The sequence below is a fragment of the Leyella lascolaii genome, assembly GCF_900079775.1.
Taxonomy (GTDB): Bacteria; Bacteroidota; Bacteroidia; order Bacteroidales; family Bacteroidaceae; genus Prevotella; species Prevotella lascolaii.
The window spans coordinates 123,156-139,991 of sequence record NZ_LT556044.1 but is presented as its reverse complement, the minus strand read 5'-3'; the positions used below and the strand labels follow the sequence as shown (position 1 = coordinate 139,991).

The 16,836-nt window shown below is 40.5% G+C and carries 10 protein-coding genes; 9 read left to right on the top strand and 1 reads right to left on the bottom strand.

Annotation, left to right across the window (positions count from 1 at the left end; genetic code table 11):
• Position 1 precedes the first annotated feature (1 nt).
• Genes BN4609_RS10250 through BN4609_RS10240 form a run of 3 tightly spaced genes read left to right on the top strand, consistent with a single transcriptional unit; the run spans position 2 to position 4,824 of the window.
• Complete coding sequence (locus tag BN4609_RS10250) at positions 2-3,517, top strand: acetate and sugar kinases/Hsc70/actin family protein (RefSeq protein ID WP_068856593.1); 3,516 nt, start codon at positions 2-4, stop codon at positions 3,515-3,517.
• Positions 3,471-4,031 carry a hypothetical protein gene (locus BN4609_RS10245; RefSeq protein WP_021992926.1) on the top strand — a complete coding sequence of 187 codons (561 nt, stop codon included), beginning with the start codon at positions 3,471-3,473 and terminating at the stop codon, positions 4,029-4,031. Before BN4609_RS10250 ends, BN4609_RS10245 begins: the two co-directional genes overlap by 47 nt.
• A gap of 19 nt (positions 4,032-4,050) precedes the next feature.
• Positions 4,051-4,824: a hypothetical protein gene (locus BN4609_RS10240; RefSeq protein ID WP_068856592.1), complete on the top strand. Its 774-nt coding sequence runs from the start codon at positions 4,051-4,053 to the stop codon at positions 4,822-4,824.
• A gap of 29 nt (positions 4,825-4,853) precedes the next feature.
• Here BN4609_RS10240 and BN4609_RS10235 read toward each other — a convergent pair whose 3' ends face one another.
• Positions 4,854-6,713 (bottom strand): SLC13 family permease, encoded by a 1,860-nt coding sequence (locus BN4609_RS10235; protein ID WP_068856607.1) that lies wholly within the window; start codon positions 6,711-6,713, stop codon positions 4,854-4,856.
• 2,054 nt (positions 6,714-8,767) lie between these two features.
• Between BN4609_RS10235 and BN4609_RS10225 the strand changes: the two genes are divergently transcribed.
• The 6 genes from BN4609_RS10225 (at position 8,768) to BN4609_RS10200 (ending at position 16,817) form a co-directional block, all read left to right on the top strand.
• Positions 8,768-9,394 (top strand): ATPase, encoded by a 627-nt coding sequence (locus BN4609_RS10225; RefSeq protein WP_164071640.1) that lies wholly within the window; start codon positions 8,768-8,770, stop codon positions 9,392-9,394.
• A gap of 233 nt (positions 9,395-9,627) precedes the next feature.
• Entirely contained in the window at positions 9,628-12,348 is a 2,721-nt protein-coding gene (gene ppdK, locus BN4609_RS10220) for a pyruvate, phosphate dikinase (protein ID WP_068856589.1), read from the top strand.
• A 412-nt stretch (positions 12,349-12,760) separates the two neighbouring features.
• Complete coding sequence (locus BN4609_RS10215; RefSeq protein WP_068856588.1) at positions 12,761-13,702, top strand: hypothetical protein; 942 nt, start codon at positions 12,761-12,763, stop codon at positions 13,700-13,702.
• Positions 13,703-13,707: 5 nt separating this feature from the next.
• Positions 13,708-14,811, top strand: coding sequence for an RHS repeat-associated core domain-containing protein (locus BN4609_RS16995; protein ID WP_068856587.1), 1,104 nt, complete (start codon positions 13,708-13,710; stop codon positions 14,809-14,811).
• Positions 14,780-15,319 carry a hypothetical protein gene (locus BN4609_RS10205; protein ID WP_164071639.1) on the top strand — a complete coding sequence of 180 codons (540 nt, stop codon included), beginning with the start codon at positions 14,780-14,782 and terminating at the stop codon, positions 15,317-15,319. The genes BN4609_RS16995 and BN4609_RS10205 overlap by 32 nt, the downstream gene beginning before the upstream one ends.
• Positions 15,320-16,190: 871 nt before the next feature.
• Positions 16,191-16,817 carry a DUF3256 family protein gene (locus tag BN4609_RS10200; RefSeq protein WP_068856585.1) on the top strand — a complete coding sequence of 209 codons (627 nt, stop codon included), beginning with the start codon at positions 16,191-16,193 and terminating at the stop codon, positions 16,815-16,817.
• Positions 16,818-16,836 lie beyond the last annotated feature (19 nt).

Sequence of the window (16,836 nt, the reverse complement as noted above, 5' to 3'; positions counted from 1 at the left end):
AATGAGCAATATATTATCATACAATAAAAAGACAACAGGTGAGGGATGGATACAGCTGAACGATCAGTATAATGCTGATGAGATAGAAATGATATCCGATCCGGATGGAGGCATGTTGCAGACTCCGCGTACGGCTATTCCAAGCCCTTTCGCACAAATGGAATTGGTTAAGAATGCGTTTCAGCGTTTGTCCGTGCATGCCGATCTGAATGGAGAGGCGATGGACAAGAAACTTGTATCGGATGCCTTGGATATTGCTCAATTACTGTTCAACTATAAGGAATATAATGATTTGTTTCATATAATAGAATGGAACAAACAGACTCAGATAGACCGTTTGAAGACTGACGGACTGCACAAACTGCTTGGTGAGACAATAGAAATGTTTCTCCGGCAGGATGCCGAAGCGTTCAATTTCAACAGGTTGGAGAAGTTGTATTTCGTAGTATATGGGAACAGCGTAATAGGCGGAACATCACCTGTCACACTGTTCATGGCAACTCCGAATGCAGGGAATGACTCCTATGATATTTTTGTCGAGGAAAACAGAAGGATATTTACAGAATACCGTCCGTTGCACGAAAGGAAGCCGATATTTGTGAAATACGTATATGCAATGTTCACGGCATATCCGGAACTAAAGAGATTCTGCCGTGAAGTCAACAATTATATAATACGCGATTTTTCATTGCTCGACAACAGTCTGCGAAATGAAATAATACGCGAAATCGGCAATCCAGAGGCTTTGGATGTAGAGAATGAAGAGAAGGCAAAAGTATTTCTTACATCTAATTATGACATTATGGAGGAAGGAGTTCAGGCTCTTGACATTCCATTCTTTTGTGCAAGAGCTGTTGATATACAAAAGGAAATCGCCAAAAGCGATTTTGTCATAGCGCCTTCTTTTGATATCGACGAGACACAACCGCTGGTTTTGCAGAACAATTTGAATGCGACAAAGTCAAACAAGTTCAGATATGTTACACGAGACTGGGACGATACCATTGTCATAAAACCGGAAGATTATGCGTTGTCTCCGGATAAACGCACACTACCGGCAACACGTCACAGATATCCATGGCTTACAGATGATGACTTCTTACAGCCGGTAATCATGAAGCTTGACTACACTTCAAATCATGAATGCTTCTTTGACGGGAACATTTCTACTGGAACTGTTGAAACCGACAAGTTTGATTTCATATTGCCACTGAAGCCGTTGTATTTCAAATATTTCAAAGTCAGCGACCTGTGGGGGACTGTTAACGGGCATAAACGATTTGAACTTCGCCATAAAAAAGACGGTTCGTCAGAAAGTGTCGAGGCTATACTCAGGATTCCGGTCAGCAACGGCAGTAAATACATAAAGCTGTCGCGTGTATACATCAAGTCAAGCACTGGAGACCTGAGTTATGACGTACAGAACAATTACGGGCATTTTATAACAGTTCCCTTCGCATTGTCCATATTCCCATTCATAAAAAGTCCGTTGCTGAAACAGTACAACGTGCAGCTTATTGACCGCGCCTTAGGACAACTCGAACAGCATAACATCTCTTTGTCTTTTTATAAAGACAACTATAATAACATCCTTTCTGAAGAAAGCGTCACATCACGTAAGAGAAGTCTGAAGGCAGAAAAACGTGTCGGAACGAGCTATTACAAAGTAACGGATTCATTTGATTACATAAAGGTCGGGATAAACGCAGACGATGCCGGCAACAATATTGAAGGCATAATCTGTCCGAAATGGGCACAAAACATAAACGGACACGACTCCTACACCTTTGCTGTAGACCTCGGAACGACAAACACTCATATTGAATATATGAGAGAAAGCAATATGCCGGAACCGTTAAACATAGATTCTCTCGGGCATGAAAGACTCATAGCTACGTTATATAACAGCGAGAATATTCTCTATGACGCGATAATGAGACAGGAATTTCTACCGAAATGCATTGATGAGACGTATGGCTTCCCACAGCGTACAGTACTTTCAGAGAGCGAGCATCTGGATGCAAGAAATGCTGACGACATTGTCGCACTTGGTGACACAAACATACCGTTCATATATGAAAAGGAGTCTGTAGGGTATGGCAACAGGATTGTGCCTGACATTAAATGGTCGGCAGATATTGCTTCCGGCAAACGCATTCGGGCATATATCACAGAGCTTGCGTTACTGATGAGAACCAAAGTCATACTTGAAAACGGGGACTTAAGGAAAACACGTCTCGTTTGGTTCTACCCTCTAAGTATGAAAATCGGAAAGATACGCAAGATGGAGGAAATCTGGTCGAAAACCTTCCAAGACGTATTTGGAGTAAAAGCTGACAATACAAATATCATAAAGATGCCAGAGTCTGTGGCGCCATATTATTATTATAAGTGCTCGGACAAGTTTCATGGTGCGGCGTCGTGTGTGGCAAGCATAGACATAGGAGGCGGTACCAGCGACATAGCTGTTTTTGAGCCAAACTCGAAACAGCCGATAATGCTGTCTTCTTTCCGCTTTGCCGCAAATGTGCTGTTCGGTGACGGTTTTTCAGAGATACCGCACGGTGACACAAATCCGATGGTCGTGGAGTATGCCAGATATTTTAAGGAACTGTTCAACTACGATGATGACAAATACGGTGAGCTGCATGGAATACTTGATGACATCTTGGAGAAACGCAAATCCGAGGATGTCAATGCGTTCTTTTTCTCAATAGTACAGAACAAGATAATAAAGAACAAAGACATATTCTCTTACAACCATAGACTGGGCGAGGACTATATTCGAAAGATTATATTCATATATTTCTATGCTGCAATAATATATTATGTGGCAAAAACCATGCACCACCGTCGGTTAAACAAACCAAGAAGTGTGATGTTCAGCGGTACCGGTTCAAAGATTCTTGATATTATTGGAAACAATGAAGCTTTGAACCTCATAACTCAGACTATCTTTGAAATGACATATAATGAAAAATATGACAGTGACGGCTTCTCCGTCATCATTGAGAAAGATGAGCCTAAACAGATAACATGCCGTGGCGCACTGATGCAGGTCCGCGATAAAATGGGTTGTGAGAGTGTATATGAGCTTAACAGACTCATGTCAGACCTGGACACTCCAATGAGATATAATCATTCAATGATATCAAAGGAATTCCTGACATATAATGACATGAACAGTGATGACATACGTAATGAGATTATAAAGAGTGTCAAAGAATTTAATGATTTCTTCATATCGCTGTGTGACAACATCCATGTTAACGAGAACTTTCTTGTAGCCAACAAGACAATGCAGGCTTTCCGTGAATTAATGAATAAAAACATTGAGCATCATCTTGCGAACGGATGGATATTTATGAACAAAAATATCGATGACAAAAACGATGACGATATAATAGAGGATACCGTATTCTTCTACCCTATCATCGGCATAATCCGTAATAACCTTATAGAGAATTTATATGATAAAGAATCCATTTCAGAAATTCACGAAGAAGGAAACAAGTAGTGATGAAACTGAATCTACCAATGATTTGATGGAAGAAATACGTATTCTTTCAAAAAGAATCGGGGCGTTGGAGACAGAAGTGAGGCTTCTAAAAGAACAGATGCGGAAGGATGATGAGCGTCAGGAAGCAGAATCCGGACTATCTGCAGACAACACATCACCGAAAGGTGCAGAACATGATGAAGCCGCCGACAGTCCAACGACCATATACCTTCCTGCTCCGACATCTGATGGTACATTCAGCGAATATTCTGAAGAGATACAGATAGGAAAATCCATATATATGCTGGAAACAGAAACAAAAGAACGTGGCATGTTTTCTGTTATTGAAAGTAAGGATGCCATAGCCACAGCCATAATTTCTACAACACAATTCCTTAAACCAGCATGCAAGATAGCGTCTTCAACGAACGGCATTCCGAACCATATTGTAACATTAGAAAAAGGAATTGCCGTTTTTGACGGAGAAAAATGGAAGGTGGAACAGAAAGCTATCATAAAATTAGACAAATAGGCATTAAAGACATTCATACATGGAAATAAAATGCCCCAAATGCAGATTCCGTTTTGAGGAAGACATTCCTGATTTCATCAATGAGCATTCTTGTGTATGCCCGCGTTGTGGAACTCCGTTTGCATACACAAGAACAGAATCAGCAAATGAGGAAGACAGCATACAAGACGCTGAAGATAAAAACACCATATCAGTAAGTGACGGGAAAGCCGGCAGGCATCCGGATATAAAGGAACGTTCAACTGATTTATCCGAAGAAAAAACAAACGCGCCCGACATAAACAAACAACCGAACGTTAATGTGTCAAATCATGTCAATGGCGTTCAAAATCATAAAAGGACCGGAAAACACGTATACAGGAATACTCCGTTAACAATGTCCGTCATAATTACAATAATTGTAATTACGGCAGTTATAGTGAGCTTACTCATTCAACAAAGACAAGGCATAACACCGGAAAGCGACTTATACAACAACAGCGATTATATAACAGACATATCCTCCACCCCTGACAAAGATGCAACGGAATACAATGAAAGATCCGGGCAAATACCGAAATGGATTGAAGGACGATGGATGTTCCGGGCGGAATTCTTCGATATAATCATAGATATTTATGGTGACAGCATTATCGAAAGCGAATGCGGACATACGTCAGCAGGTACGTACACGTATAAAAACGGAAAACTTATATGCGACTTCGGTAACAAGTCTACATTTATTTATCATCTTAACTTTACAGAAGAAGCGATAGACTGCGGTAACGGACTCATAATGCGAAAGGTCAAATGAGCTTTTTCCGCTACCGCCGACATCACTCCTCAGAACGGGAAGATAAGTGGCAAAACGAATATCAATATAATTCCCATTAATATCTGTAAAGGCAGTCCCACCTTGACATAATCCATAAACGTATAGCCTCCTGCCTGCATTACAAGAGCATTCGGCGGTGTGGAAAACGGTGATGCGAAGCACATGCTTGCCCCGAGGGTCACTCCGAACATAAACGGATAAGGACTGAATCCCATCTCCACTGCAGAAGAAAGGGCTATCGGAGCCATAAGTACAGCTGTTGCAGTATTACTTATGAATAGTGTCATTATGGAAGTAGTGAAATAAATGCCTGCAAGAAGTGCCATGGGACCGAATCCTCCGAGAACGTTAACAAGCGAATGGGACAACCATGACGAAACTCCTGTTTTCTCCAATGCCACAGACAGCGGCATCATTGCAGCTATCAGCACTATACTTTCCCAGTTTATCGTTTTATAGGCAGCCTCCGCATTTCTGAAGCAACCGCACACAACCATAAGCAATCCGGCTATCATGACAGCGGTAACAGGGGCAACCGGAATAAAGTCGAACACCATAAGCATAATCATCAAAAGCATTATGCCGGCTGCCATGGGAGCCTTATAGTCTAACGTGACTTTATCCGCTTCTTCAAGAGGCTGACCAAGCAACACCCAGTTGTCTTCCTCGTTGCTGAGCCGTGCTATGTTGTTCCATGTACCCTGTATAAGCAGCACATCCCCCGAATGCAGTTTAACTTCAGGCAAGTTGTCCATTATATACTCCCCGTCACGACGTATACCAATAATATTTATACTGTATTTGTCTCTGAATCCCGAGTTTTTGAGCAATACATTCACAAGCCTTGAGTTGGGCATCAACACAATTTCTGCTATTCCTATATCGTAGAATGCCAGACCGTCGGCTGTGTCTTTGCTCTGTTCGTCTTTATTGCTGCATATCTCAAGAGCGTATTCTTCCGCAAAACGCATGCGCTGCTCCCTATCGCCGGTGATATAAATCAGGTCATTCGCAGACAGAATCGTCTCAGGACCCGCCGACCTCTGTGCCACATTCTTTATTATACCGCTATGACGGCTGTTCTCGCTTCTCACTTCAAACACAAAGAGTCCGTAGTTGTTATGTATATCAAGTTCTGAAATGGTTTTTCCGTTCAGTCCGGAGCCTGCGCTGACTTTGAATACCGACATATTGTCAGCAAGCCTGTATTCCTTCACAAGTTGCTCCAATGTCTTACCTCCTTTTTTGCGCCGTCCTTTCTTATCATCGTTCTTTGACAGAAACCATCTGCTCAATGGCAATAAAATTATTATTCCAGAAATGATGCATACCAAGCCGACAGGAGAGAACGAAAAAAATGACAGAGGCTCGTAACCCGCACCTGTCAAAGTATCCTGAATGACAAGGTTTGGCGGTGTACCGATAAGCGTTAGCATTCCTCCTATACTGCTGGCAAATGCCACCGGCATGAGCAGACGTCCAGCCTTTATGTCAGCCCTTGACGCCAGACTGACAACAACAGGCATCATCAGTGCCACGGTGCCTGTATTGCTGACAAATGCTCCGATTAATGACGTGACAACAAAGATTGTGACAAACAGACGCAGCTCATTTTTCCCTGCCAGGCTTACTATCTTGCTGCTGAGCTTCTTTGCAAGCCCTGTCTGAAATATCGCGCCTCCGACAACGAACAGTCCGACCATCATTATCACAACAGGACTTGAAAATCCTGCCAAAGCTTCCTCTGGTGTAAGGATTCCAAAAACCAATAACAAAATGAGACCGCCCAATGCCACTATGTCGGCACGGATTTTTCCTATTGCAAACAGGATAGCTGAGACTACAAGAATTAAAACAGTTATCAACATGTCCATATGAATATGTTTTCTTTATACGGATGAAAGATATACAGCAAATCGTTATCACGACACAGTCATTCTTACCTCCGGAAGAGTTAAATATAAATTTTCTATAGCAAAAATAATGCAAACGAGCGTAAGGAAAGCTTGCTTTCAATTTCCCGAGTGCAGCTTATCTTATGCAAAGATAACGCAAGGCGAGCGCAACAGCAAGACGGGAAAACGAAGTTTTACCAGACTTAGTACTGCCGAGCCGAAGCTTGTCTTATGCAAAGATAACGCAAGGCGAGCGCAACAGCAAGACGGGAAAACGAAGTTTTACCAGACTTGATACTGCCGAGCCGAAGCTTGTCTTATGCAATGGTAATGCAAAAATGTGCAATAAGAGCAGGCATTAAACTTGCGGATTATACCCTATCTTATGCAAATTTAATGATAAATTTCGAGATTAATACAATTAAGACGACTATTTAGGATAATTCATCATTAATTTCGGATTATTGGCTTTGTGCAGATAAGAACATTTCTTTCATTATCAGATATCGGACTTCCTGTATTTTCTGACACCTATTTTTTACTGACTTTGTATGGCATAGCTATATGTCAAAATCAAATTGGTGTTGTGAACTACTGACATTTTCGCCATATCCTTGTCACCGTCTTTCGCGTTCTTCATGGTCGTAAACACAGTATCAACAGAAGTGTTGAGTCGGCAAAACCGACACTTATGACTGTTAAATGCGATTTTTTACAGCATATGATTGAATGTGAATCAGTTTGGAACATATACTTATGCATATTTATTCATCGCTATTTATAATTATACAACAATAAATATTCTCAAGTGCGCATAGACGTATTATTCTGAGAAAAATAAAATATGGATTCAAATGCGCAGGTATTTTACAACATGTATAAATATCTGATAATAAACGTTTTACCATATTTTAAATCAAGAATAATATTAACTCGCACCGCGATAAAGCCAGTTTCACGTCACGATAAAGCCCATATCACGGGCTCCAAAGCATCGTTTTGAAGCATGAAAGCTGCTTTTTTATAAAGCGAAAAGCACTTTGTTGAAAGCAACAATAAAGAATACATGTTCTTACGATGTGCTTTTACACATTTTGATTAAACTGTTCTTCACATTCAAAATTCTATTTCACGAATTCTGACTGTCAAAAAAAATTACCATTGAAAAAGCATAAATATACAAAGTGCATATCCGTACGGCATAAACAGAATTGGAATATAGTGTCATCGAATACATATAAGCAGCTGTTCAAAATTAGCCTATATTATAAAATCACTTATATGTTAAATATACCTTTGCCATCATTATGTGCGTCCTTCAGGTTTTCATTTCAAAGTCTTATCGGTAGTGTAGCCCGCCACACTCACTCTTCGGACTTTGAAATGCAGATTCCTGACATCACACAATATGATGGCAATTAATTTATAACATCCACATATCAATGTTTGAACTGACAAAAAAGCCGTAATGAAAATACGGTGGATGAAAAAAAAAGTGTAATTTTGCCGCATAATATAAGTGTATAGTAAAATATACAGAAAACTATGAGCTCAAACTTCGAATACTACATTTATTGCATTCTGGCAGTCATTGCCGCATTCTTTATACTGAAAAAAATAGCAAGCTGTCTTATTAAGTTTATAGTCATTGCAGTCATTGTCGCCGCCATGTTACTATTATATTACTATAAATTTTATTAGAACCGATGAGGTGTAGCTACTGAAACCATGCTACACTTATTTATATATTCATACATATATAAACCATGATAATAGTAGCAGATGCCGGCAGCACGAAGACGGACTGGCGGATATTGGAGGGCACAGGCGATACTGTCATAAGAACAAGCGGAATAAATCCGGCTATCATGTCAGAGTCGCAAATTTGTGATATTCTGAAAAAAGAGCTACGTCCTCAACTGGCTCAAAGTGGCATTCTTTCCGAAAGGTGTAACAGCGGACATCGGAGTGACGATATTGAGATATATTATTATGGAGCCGGATGTTCCCAGCAGAACGTGCCCAAAATGAAAAAATTGCTGCAGAACATATTCGGAACAGGCTCCAAGACTGAAGTGGAGAGTGACCTGACAGCTGCCGGACGTTCTTTATTCGGGCGGGACAAAGGCATTGCATGCATCCTCGGAACAGGCTCTAATTCCGGATTGTACGATGGAAACAACATAACATACAAGGTTCCGTCCATGGGATATATACTTGGAGATGAAGGAAGCGGTGCCGTTCTCGGCAAGCTTTTCCTTAATGCTCTTTACAAAGGCAGACTCCCGAAGCCGCTGCTCAAAGAATTCGAGGAGCAATGTTCTACTGACATAGATGACATCATACAAAATGTATACAGCAGAAATACACCAAGCAAGTTTCTTGCATCTTTATCTGTTTTTATCTCTTCACACATTGATGTAGACGGTGTTGCAGATATAGTTGTATCAAACTTCCGCTCCTTCTTCAGAAACAACACGTCGCAATACAACTATCCCGAACTTGAGGTTGGCATTGTCGGCAGTATAGCATGTATCTACAGAACACAGCTTCTGGAAGCTGCACAAGCTGAGAATGTAAGAATAGGATGTATTCTTCAGAGTCCGGCGGAAAGACTCGTTGAATATCATAAGTCAGAAGCGGTACGCCCGTAACAAGGCAATGTTACGGGTCTGCAATGCTGTAACAGACATATAGGATGATACAATGTATAAAATGCAAAGCCGACATTACATTTTTCAATAAAAAAATTTTGCATTTTATAATAATAAAATTATCTTTGCAGAAAACAATATTGGTGAAAAAAAATATGACATATATATTGTTTTGATTACAATATTAACCACAATAAAATTCAAAATTATAACATAATAATATCTTATCGACTATGAGTGAAAAAAGAGTTTACACTTTTGGTAATGGAAAAGCTGAAGGTAAAGCAGACATGAGAAACCTGCTTGGAGGCAAAGGCGCCAATCTGGCGGAAATGAATCTTATCGGAGTGCCTGTACCTCCTGGATTTACTATTACTACAGACGTATGCAACGAGTATTTTGAAAAAGGTAAGGACGAGGTGGTTGCCTTACTGAAAGACGACGTCGAGAAATCGGTAAAACATATAGAGTCGCTGATGGGCTGCAAATTCGGAGACGCATCCAACCCCCTGCTTGTGTCAGTGAGATCGGGAGCACGTGCCTCCATGCCCGGAATGATGGACACGATTCTTAACCTCGGACTTAATGATACGGTTGTTGAAGGTCTTGCCAGGAAAACCGGCAACGAACGGTTCGCATATGACAGCTACCGCCGCTTCGTACAGATGTATGGAGACGTTGTTATGGGAATGAAACCGGTCAACAAAGAAGACATCGACCCGTTTGAGGCTATAATACAGAATGTAAAAGCGCAACGTGGCATATCGCTCGACAACGAGATGAATGTGGACGAGCTGAAACAGCTTGTAACTCTGTTCAAGGATGCAATCAAGCAGCAGACCGGAAGGGACTTCCCGAACGACCCCATGGAGCAGCTTTGGGGAGCCATATGTGCGGTATTCGACAGCTGGATGAACGAACGCGCCATACTCTACCGCAAGATGGAAGGAATACCTGCGGAATGGGGAACAGCGGTAAATGTCATGGCTATGGTGTTCGGAAATATGGGCAATACATCTGCCACAGGTGTATGCTTCAGTCGCGACGCTGCGACAGGAGAAAACATCTTCAATGGTGAGTATCTGGTAAACGCACAGGGAGAAGATGTTGTCGCCGGTATCAGAACTCCTCAGCAGATAACCAAGGAAGGATCACGCCGCTGGGCAGAACTACAGGGAATATCTGAGGAGGAACGCATTGAAAAATATCCTTCTATGGAGGAAGCTATGCCCGAGATATATCAAAAGCTTAATATGCTCCAGAATAAACTCGAAGAGCATTATAAAGATATGCAGGACATGGAGTTCACCGTACAGGAAGGCAAACTGTGGTTCCTGCAGACACGTAACGGCAAACGTACAGGAACAGCCATGGTGAAGATTGCCATGGATCTTGTAAAGGAAGGTAAGATTGATGAAAAGACCGCCTTGATGAGATGTGAGCCGCAAAAGCTCGATGAGCTGCTCCATCCCATTTTTGATAAGGACGCCTTGAAAAAAGCCAAGGTCATAACTCAGGGACTTCCAGCATCACCGGGTGCCGCATGCGGACAGATAGTATTCCACGCAGACGATGCACAGAAATGGCATGAGGATGGTCATCGCGTGGTTATGGTGCGTATAGAGACCTCACCTGAAGACCTTGCAGGTATGTCTGCGGCAGAGGGCATCCTCACAGCAAGAGGTGGTATGACCTCACATGCAGCCGTAGTTGCACGTGGTATGGGAAAATGCTGTGTTTCCGGAGCCGGTGCCATAAATGTGAACTACAAGAACAAAACTGTAGAAATAGAAGGAATTGTATATAAAGAAGGTGATTACATCTCGTTGAACGGTTCTACGGGACAGGTGTATGCCGGAGAGATTCCGACGAGAGCGGCAGAGCTGTCAGGTGACTTCAAGGAACTGATGGATCTTTGCGACAAATACACAAAGCTGCAGGTTCGCACAAATGCCGACACACCGCACGATGCGAGAATAGCACGGGCTTTTGGAGCAAAAGGCATCGGACTGACACGTACGGAGCACATGTTCTTTGAGGACAAAAAGATTGTAGCTATGCGTGAGATGATTCTTGCAGACTCTGTTGAAGGTCGCGAGAAAGCACTTGCAAAGCTCCTGCCCTACCAGAAAGCAGATTTTAAAGGTATTCTTGAAGCCATGGACGGATGTCCGGTCAACATACGACTCCTTGACCCGCCTCTTCACGAATTCGTACCTCATGACCTTAAAGGACAGCAGATAATGGCAGACGAAATGGGCGTGAGTGTTGAGGAAATACAGAAACGCGTAGCAAGTCTTGCCGAAAACAACCCGATGCTCGGACACCGTGGCTGTCGTCTGGGAATAACATTCCCGGAGATAACAGCGATGCAGACACGTGCCATACTCACTGCCGCATGCGAACTGAAGAAAGAAGGCAAGAATCCGAAACCGGAAATCATGGTTCCGCTTATCGGTATCTTATATGAGTTCAAACAGCAGAAGGAAGTCATACTAAAGACTGCTAAAGAGGTGTTTGAGAAGGAAGGCATAGAGGTGAAGTTTGAAATCGGTACAATGATTGAAGTACCGCGCGCTGCACTTACCGCCGATAAAATCGCATCTGAAGCTGAATATTTCTCATTCGGAACAAACGACCTTACGCAGATGACGTTCGGTTATTCGCGCGATGACATCGCAAGCTTCCTGCCTGTATATCTTGAAAAGAAGATTCTGAGTGTTGATCCGTTCCAGGTTCTTGACCAGAACGGTGTAGGACAGCTTATAAAGATGGCGGTAGAGAAAGGTCGCGCCGTACGTCCCGGAATGCGCACAGGAATATGCGGGGAACACGGCGGTGAGCCGTCGTCAGTGAAGTTCTGTGCAAAAGTAGGCATGAATTATGCATCTTGCTCACCATTCAGAGTGCCTATAGCACGGCTTGCAGCGGCGCAGGCTGCTGTCGAGGAATAATCGATAAAAACTGAAAATTAGTAAAAAACGAGGCAAGGACTTGGTGAACAGGTTCTTGCCTCGTTTTTTTTGCTATTGTTGTATGGTGTCGATTAGTTCAGAAAGGTAGAGAAAAGAGGGTAAGGTAACGTTTTGATGTTAGAATGAGGCAAAAATCGGCTTTTTGACGTTATTTAAGACGGCGAATTGCTTGTAATTGTAGGAAAATTGTAATTTTACGTGAAAAGTTTGCAAAAAGTATTGTATTAATAATCAGAATCATCCATCACTAGAATTCGTGAAACTATATATACATAAGATAATAAGTCTAATCATACTCTTTCTGTTAGTCACAAGCAAGATAACAGCAATGAGCAGCGACACCGTATATTATGAGTGCCGAGAGGAACTCTCGTTTGATACAATTCCATATATGGTAAAAGACCAAGCCTTTCTTGATGGACTTAACGAACTCCAGTTGATGCTTAATGGCAAGATACCTTATTCTCTGAAGAGAGCAGAGTTTATCGTTGAGTGGGCATATTCTGGTGGCAATATGAATTACGAGAAATTCTGCCATGACATTGATAGTATAGCGTATATATTAAAGCGATTTATTGAAGTGAATGGTATCCAGCAATACAAAACCGCTCCAAATTTTGCCTTATTTGAATACTTCACCAAGCCGAGTCCAATGAATGGCAATAAAGCCTTTAGTTATGACTTTGAAGATTTTACAGGCAAGAAGGATTTCAGGAAATTGTTCATTACTAAAGTGATGAATACTCATACAGGCCAATGCACTTCACTACCTTTATATTATAAGATTCTTTGCAATGAACTTGGTGGTCAATCCTCCCTTGCTTTTGCACCAAAACACATGTATGTAAAACATATTGGAGAAGATGGCAAATGGGTGAATATAGAACTCACGAATGGCCATTTTGTTCGTGACGAGTGGTTAATACAAACACATCAAATCAATACAGAAGCAATACGCAATGGGGTGTTCCTAACGGCTCTATCTGACAAGGAGAACATTGCCTTTATGATAACGCAATTAGGTAAAGCCTATCAGCAAAAATACAATTCATGGGATTATTTCCCTTTGCGGTGTGCTGAAGAGGTGCTTAAAGTATTACCCAACTTCTGTGATGCTCTTGTCTTGAAATTCTGCGTGCATCAGCAGTTAGGTTTTGATTACCTGGACAGATACGGACAAGTACGTACACAATATTCGGATTACAATTACTCTGAATTCCAACGTATGATGAACAGATTGGACAGTCTTGGTTATTCTCAGCAAACAGATGAGGAATATAAACAGAGTGTGGAGAAAGCATTGAAGGATATTGAAAACGAAGCCAAAGAATAACGAATATGAGAAAAGTTAATCCATTAGAACCACAAAAGATTATCACAATGATAATCCTTCTCATGAGCACATGCATAAAAGTATCTGCCCAAAGCCCATACGCTATGTTTGGCGATAACTCTAAAATGCTCGAGGCAAAGAGGGAGTCTGTTCCAAGCATATATCGTGTAGGCGTACAATCAACTAATGGCGTAAACCTTTATGCGGACTTTGACATGAATAAAGGTCTGGCAACATTGTATGATGCAGAAGGTAACATTCTCCGACAAGACAGTATCGGTGAAAATACGAAGGCGATGTTTACAACCATTGATCCTCACGCAGAGAGTTATTATCATTTGAGTCCATATAGCTATTGTGGTGGGAATCCTGTTAATAGAATTGACACAACTGGAATGGATTGGGTAGAAGGAGCGGATGGAAATATTGTTTGGAGGAATTCTGTTGTATCGTCAAATTATCAAAAAGTACTTAATCAGGGAGAAATATATCGCGGTGTTGATTATATAAGATATATGAATTGGAATAATTCTCGTGCCGTAGGATTGGTACAAGAACACTATTTGCCCAATAAGACATTATCGTATGAAGTTCACAACGGAACATATCAATTCGACTTTACTGGAGAGGTGATTAGTTCTCAGGAACTTACGGGAAAACAATTGGGTAGCAATCACGCTGCAAAAGGTATTCGAGGTACAGCTTATTTAAATGCAGTATTCTCAGATGGAGGCATCTATACTACAGAAACATATCCATTTACTAGTGGTCCTTACGGAAATGGACCAACTCCTAACCACAATTATACTGGTAGCGATTTTGCTTATACTTCTCAAGCAGGAATGACTATAGGTGGAAATAGAGGTTGGAAAGTCTATATGGAAGACTATAATGGTAGGACGGGATTAAGGATGCATCCCGATACAAACTCCCCAGGAACAGCTGGTTGCATTGGAATACAAGGTTCTGCTGAGGCATTGACTAAACTTGGAAGTTTTCTTTATGACTATATAAAAACTCAGAATAAGAATATTCAAATAAACTTTATCATAACTGGTAACCCAAATTATGGCAATAATGGCAAAGCTAATCCTTATATTGGTCATTAGTCTCATAGTGATGTCTTGTGGAAGGAATAGATGTGCTTCTATTCAAAATACATATTTTATAGGAGATACTTCTGTAAACCAATTTGTCTTGCGTGACACATCATCTTTTGTAAATATAGAAAAACTTCCAGATATGATTGACGATCCTAATTTCGGAGAGTTCATAGGTTTTTCAAATGCCTCGTCATCAGAATTCTTACTATTAGTTAGAGAAAATGGTGGGTTGCATAACCAGTATAATTATTTTTGTTTGACTGATAGTGTACTTCCTGAATACAAGCCAAAAATAGTTATTCTTGAAGATTCTGTTTTTTACACCACATTAGGAGTTCATATCGGCAGTTCTGAAACAGAATTTAGCGAAAAATATAAAGAAATGACCTTTTCTGTTTCCAAAAGTGCAAATAAAAAAACATACGAATTTCAAGATATAACTAACCTGTATCGAAGCGTTTACATATTTGATAAGGGATATTTAAAACACATTGAATTTGGTTATACATGGTAGATTGTGGGACATTTTCATATCCGACTTATATGGTTGGAGGATCATCTCTTGGGATTGTAGGGCGTTTTTCCCCTACTTGTACTCAAGCAAAACCTATGCGAACAAGTAGGAACGGAAGGGGAATTGTAGATAGATATTATCAACCAGGTGCGCATCGTTAGTTATGAAAAAAGAAAGACTGTTATTACTGCGGTATCTTTATTCTTTGTCGTCTCGACATGTATGTTTACGGTAAGGAATAGCATTATAAAAGAACATGATTGGAAGGTAACTAGTGGAGCAAGTCTGAAGAATGATTTCATTTCTTTTTCTGAAGACTCTGTAAATAGTTACAGTTGTCCATTGATTAGAGAAAATGGAGAAATAATAGCCATCGCTTTAATCCAATTTGAAGGAAGGTTGCTTGTCTTTTCAACAAAAGAAATGGCCTTTTCATTCTTAATGTACATTTAATTTAGGTAATAATATCGCAGTTGGCACAGAATAATCTCTTATACGTATGAAGGTTCAGCATTCGCTGGACTTTTTGAATCCTCTGCCATTAAGCACGTTTTAGTAGCTATGAGCGTGTAAAAATGCGCAGAATGTGTCGAAAAAGAGTAGCCAGTACTTTACACTAACTCTGTAAACCACTGATTTTCAATCCTTGTTAGCCGCTGCGCAGGCTGCCATTGAAGGATAAACCTTAGTTTTATTCTATCCTATTATAGCATAGCGGGATGTTCTGTTAAAAAATAGAACATCCCGTTTTTTATATTCTTAAAGAAAACATTTCATATATGAAAGGTGGAGAAACTCAAATCTTTTCGGTAATTTTGCAATTAATGCAGATAATGGAGCAACACGATAATAATTATATATAAAAGTATAAATGAAAAAGACTAATAAACTTATCCTACTGTTATTAATGCTCTTATTCTTAACAGTCAATCTAAAGATATCCGCAAAGAATATCAAAGATATATGGACAACCATGCCTGACTCCATGATTGTTTACATGGATAAAAAAGCAAGGATGGAATGTATTGATCTTATAGAAAAAGGTATGACTCCGGAAATAACAAACAGGCTTGGAGGCAAGACAAGAATAGACACAATAACGTCAGATTTTATTTCAGCGACATTGAGCGAAGCCTCTAATATACAAATAAAATTATTGCCTGCATTTAATGACACTATAATATGCTATATTCATACGTATAAAGGTCCGCTTCCAGAGAGCAGCATAGCTCTTTATACGCAAAAATGGAATAAAATCTCAGAAATAAAATTCAGTATAGAAAAATTTTTGAATAAACCAGACTCTATAGAACAATCTGAATTTGAAAACATAAAACTCATGATGGATCCATATCTTATAACAGCAAATATGTCACCGGATTCAGAAGAGATTAGCGTCAGTGCTTCTGTCGCAAATGTCACAGATGAAGAACAGGATAAGATAAATGCGATATTAGTGCAAAGAAAATTTAAATGGAATGGCAATAGTTTTAATTAATGTTATATGACGTGATATA

Excerpts from the sequence above, each read along its gene's own strand:
- BN4609_RS10250 (WP_068856593.1), top strand. The coding sequence starts at position 2 with ATGAGCAATATATTATCATACAATAAAAAGACAACAGGTGAGGGATGG.
- BN4609_RS10235 (WP_068856607.1), bottom strand. The coding sequence starts at position 6,713 with ATGTTGATAACTGTTTTAATTCTTGTAGTCTCAGCTATCCTGTTTGCA.
- BN4609_RS16995 (WP_068856587.1), top strand. The coding sequence starts at position 13,708 with ATGAGAAAAGTTAATCCATTAGAACCACAAAAGATTATCACAATGATA.
- BN4609_RS10215 (WP_068856588.1), top strand. The coding sequence starts at position 12,761 with ATGGTAAAAGACCAAGCCTTTCTTGATGGACTTAACGAACTCCAGTTG.
- BN4609_RS10200 (WP_068856585.1), top strand. The coding sequence starts at position 16,191 with ATGAAAAAGACTAATAAACTTATCCTACTGTTATTAATGCTCTTATTC.
- BN4609_RS10205 (WP_164071639.1), top strand. The coding sequence starts at position 14,780 with ATGGCAAAGCTAATCCTTATATTGGTCATTAGTCTCATAGTGATGTCT.
- ppdK (WP_068856589.1), top strand. The coding sequence starts at position 9,628 with ATGAGTGAAAAAAGAGTTTACACTTTTGGTAATGGAAAAGCTGAAGGT.
- BN4609_RS10225 (WP_164071640.1), top strand. The coding sequence starts at position 8,768 with ATGAAAAAATTGCTGCAGAACATATTCGGAACAGGCTCCAAGACTGAA.
- BN4609_RS10240 (WP_068856592.1), top strand. The coding sequence starts at position 4,051 with ATGGAAATAAAATGCCCCAAATGCAGATTCCGTTTTGAGGAAGACATT.
- BN4609_RS10245 (WP_021992926.1), top strand. The coding sequence starts at position 3,471 with ATGATAAAGAATCCATTTCAGAAATTCACGAAGAAGGAAACAAGTAGT.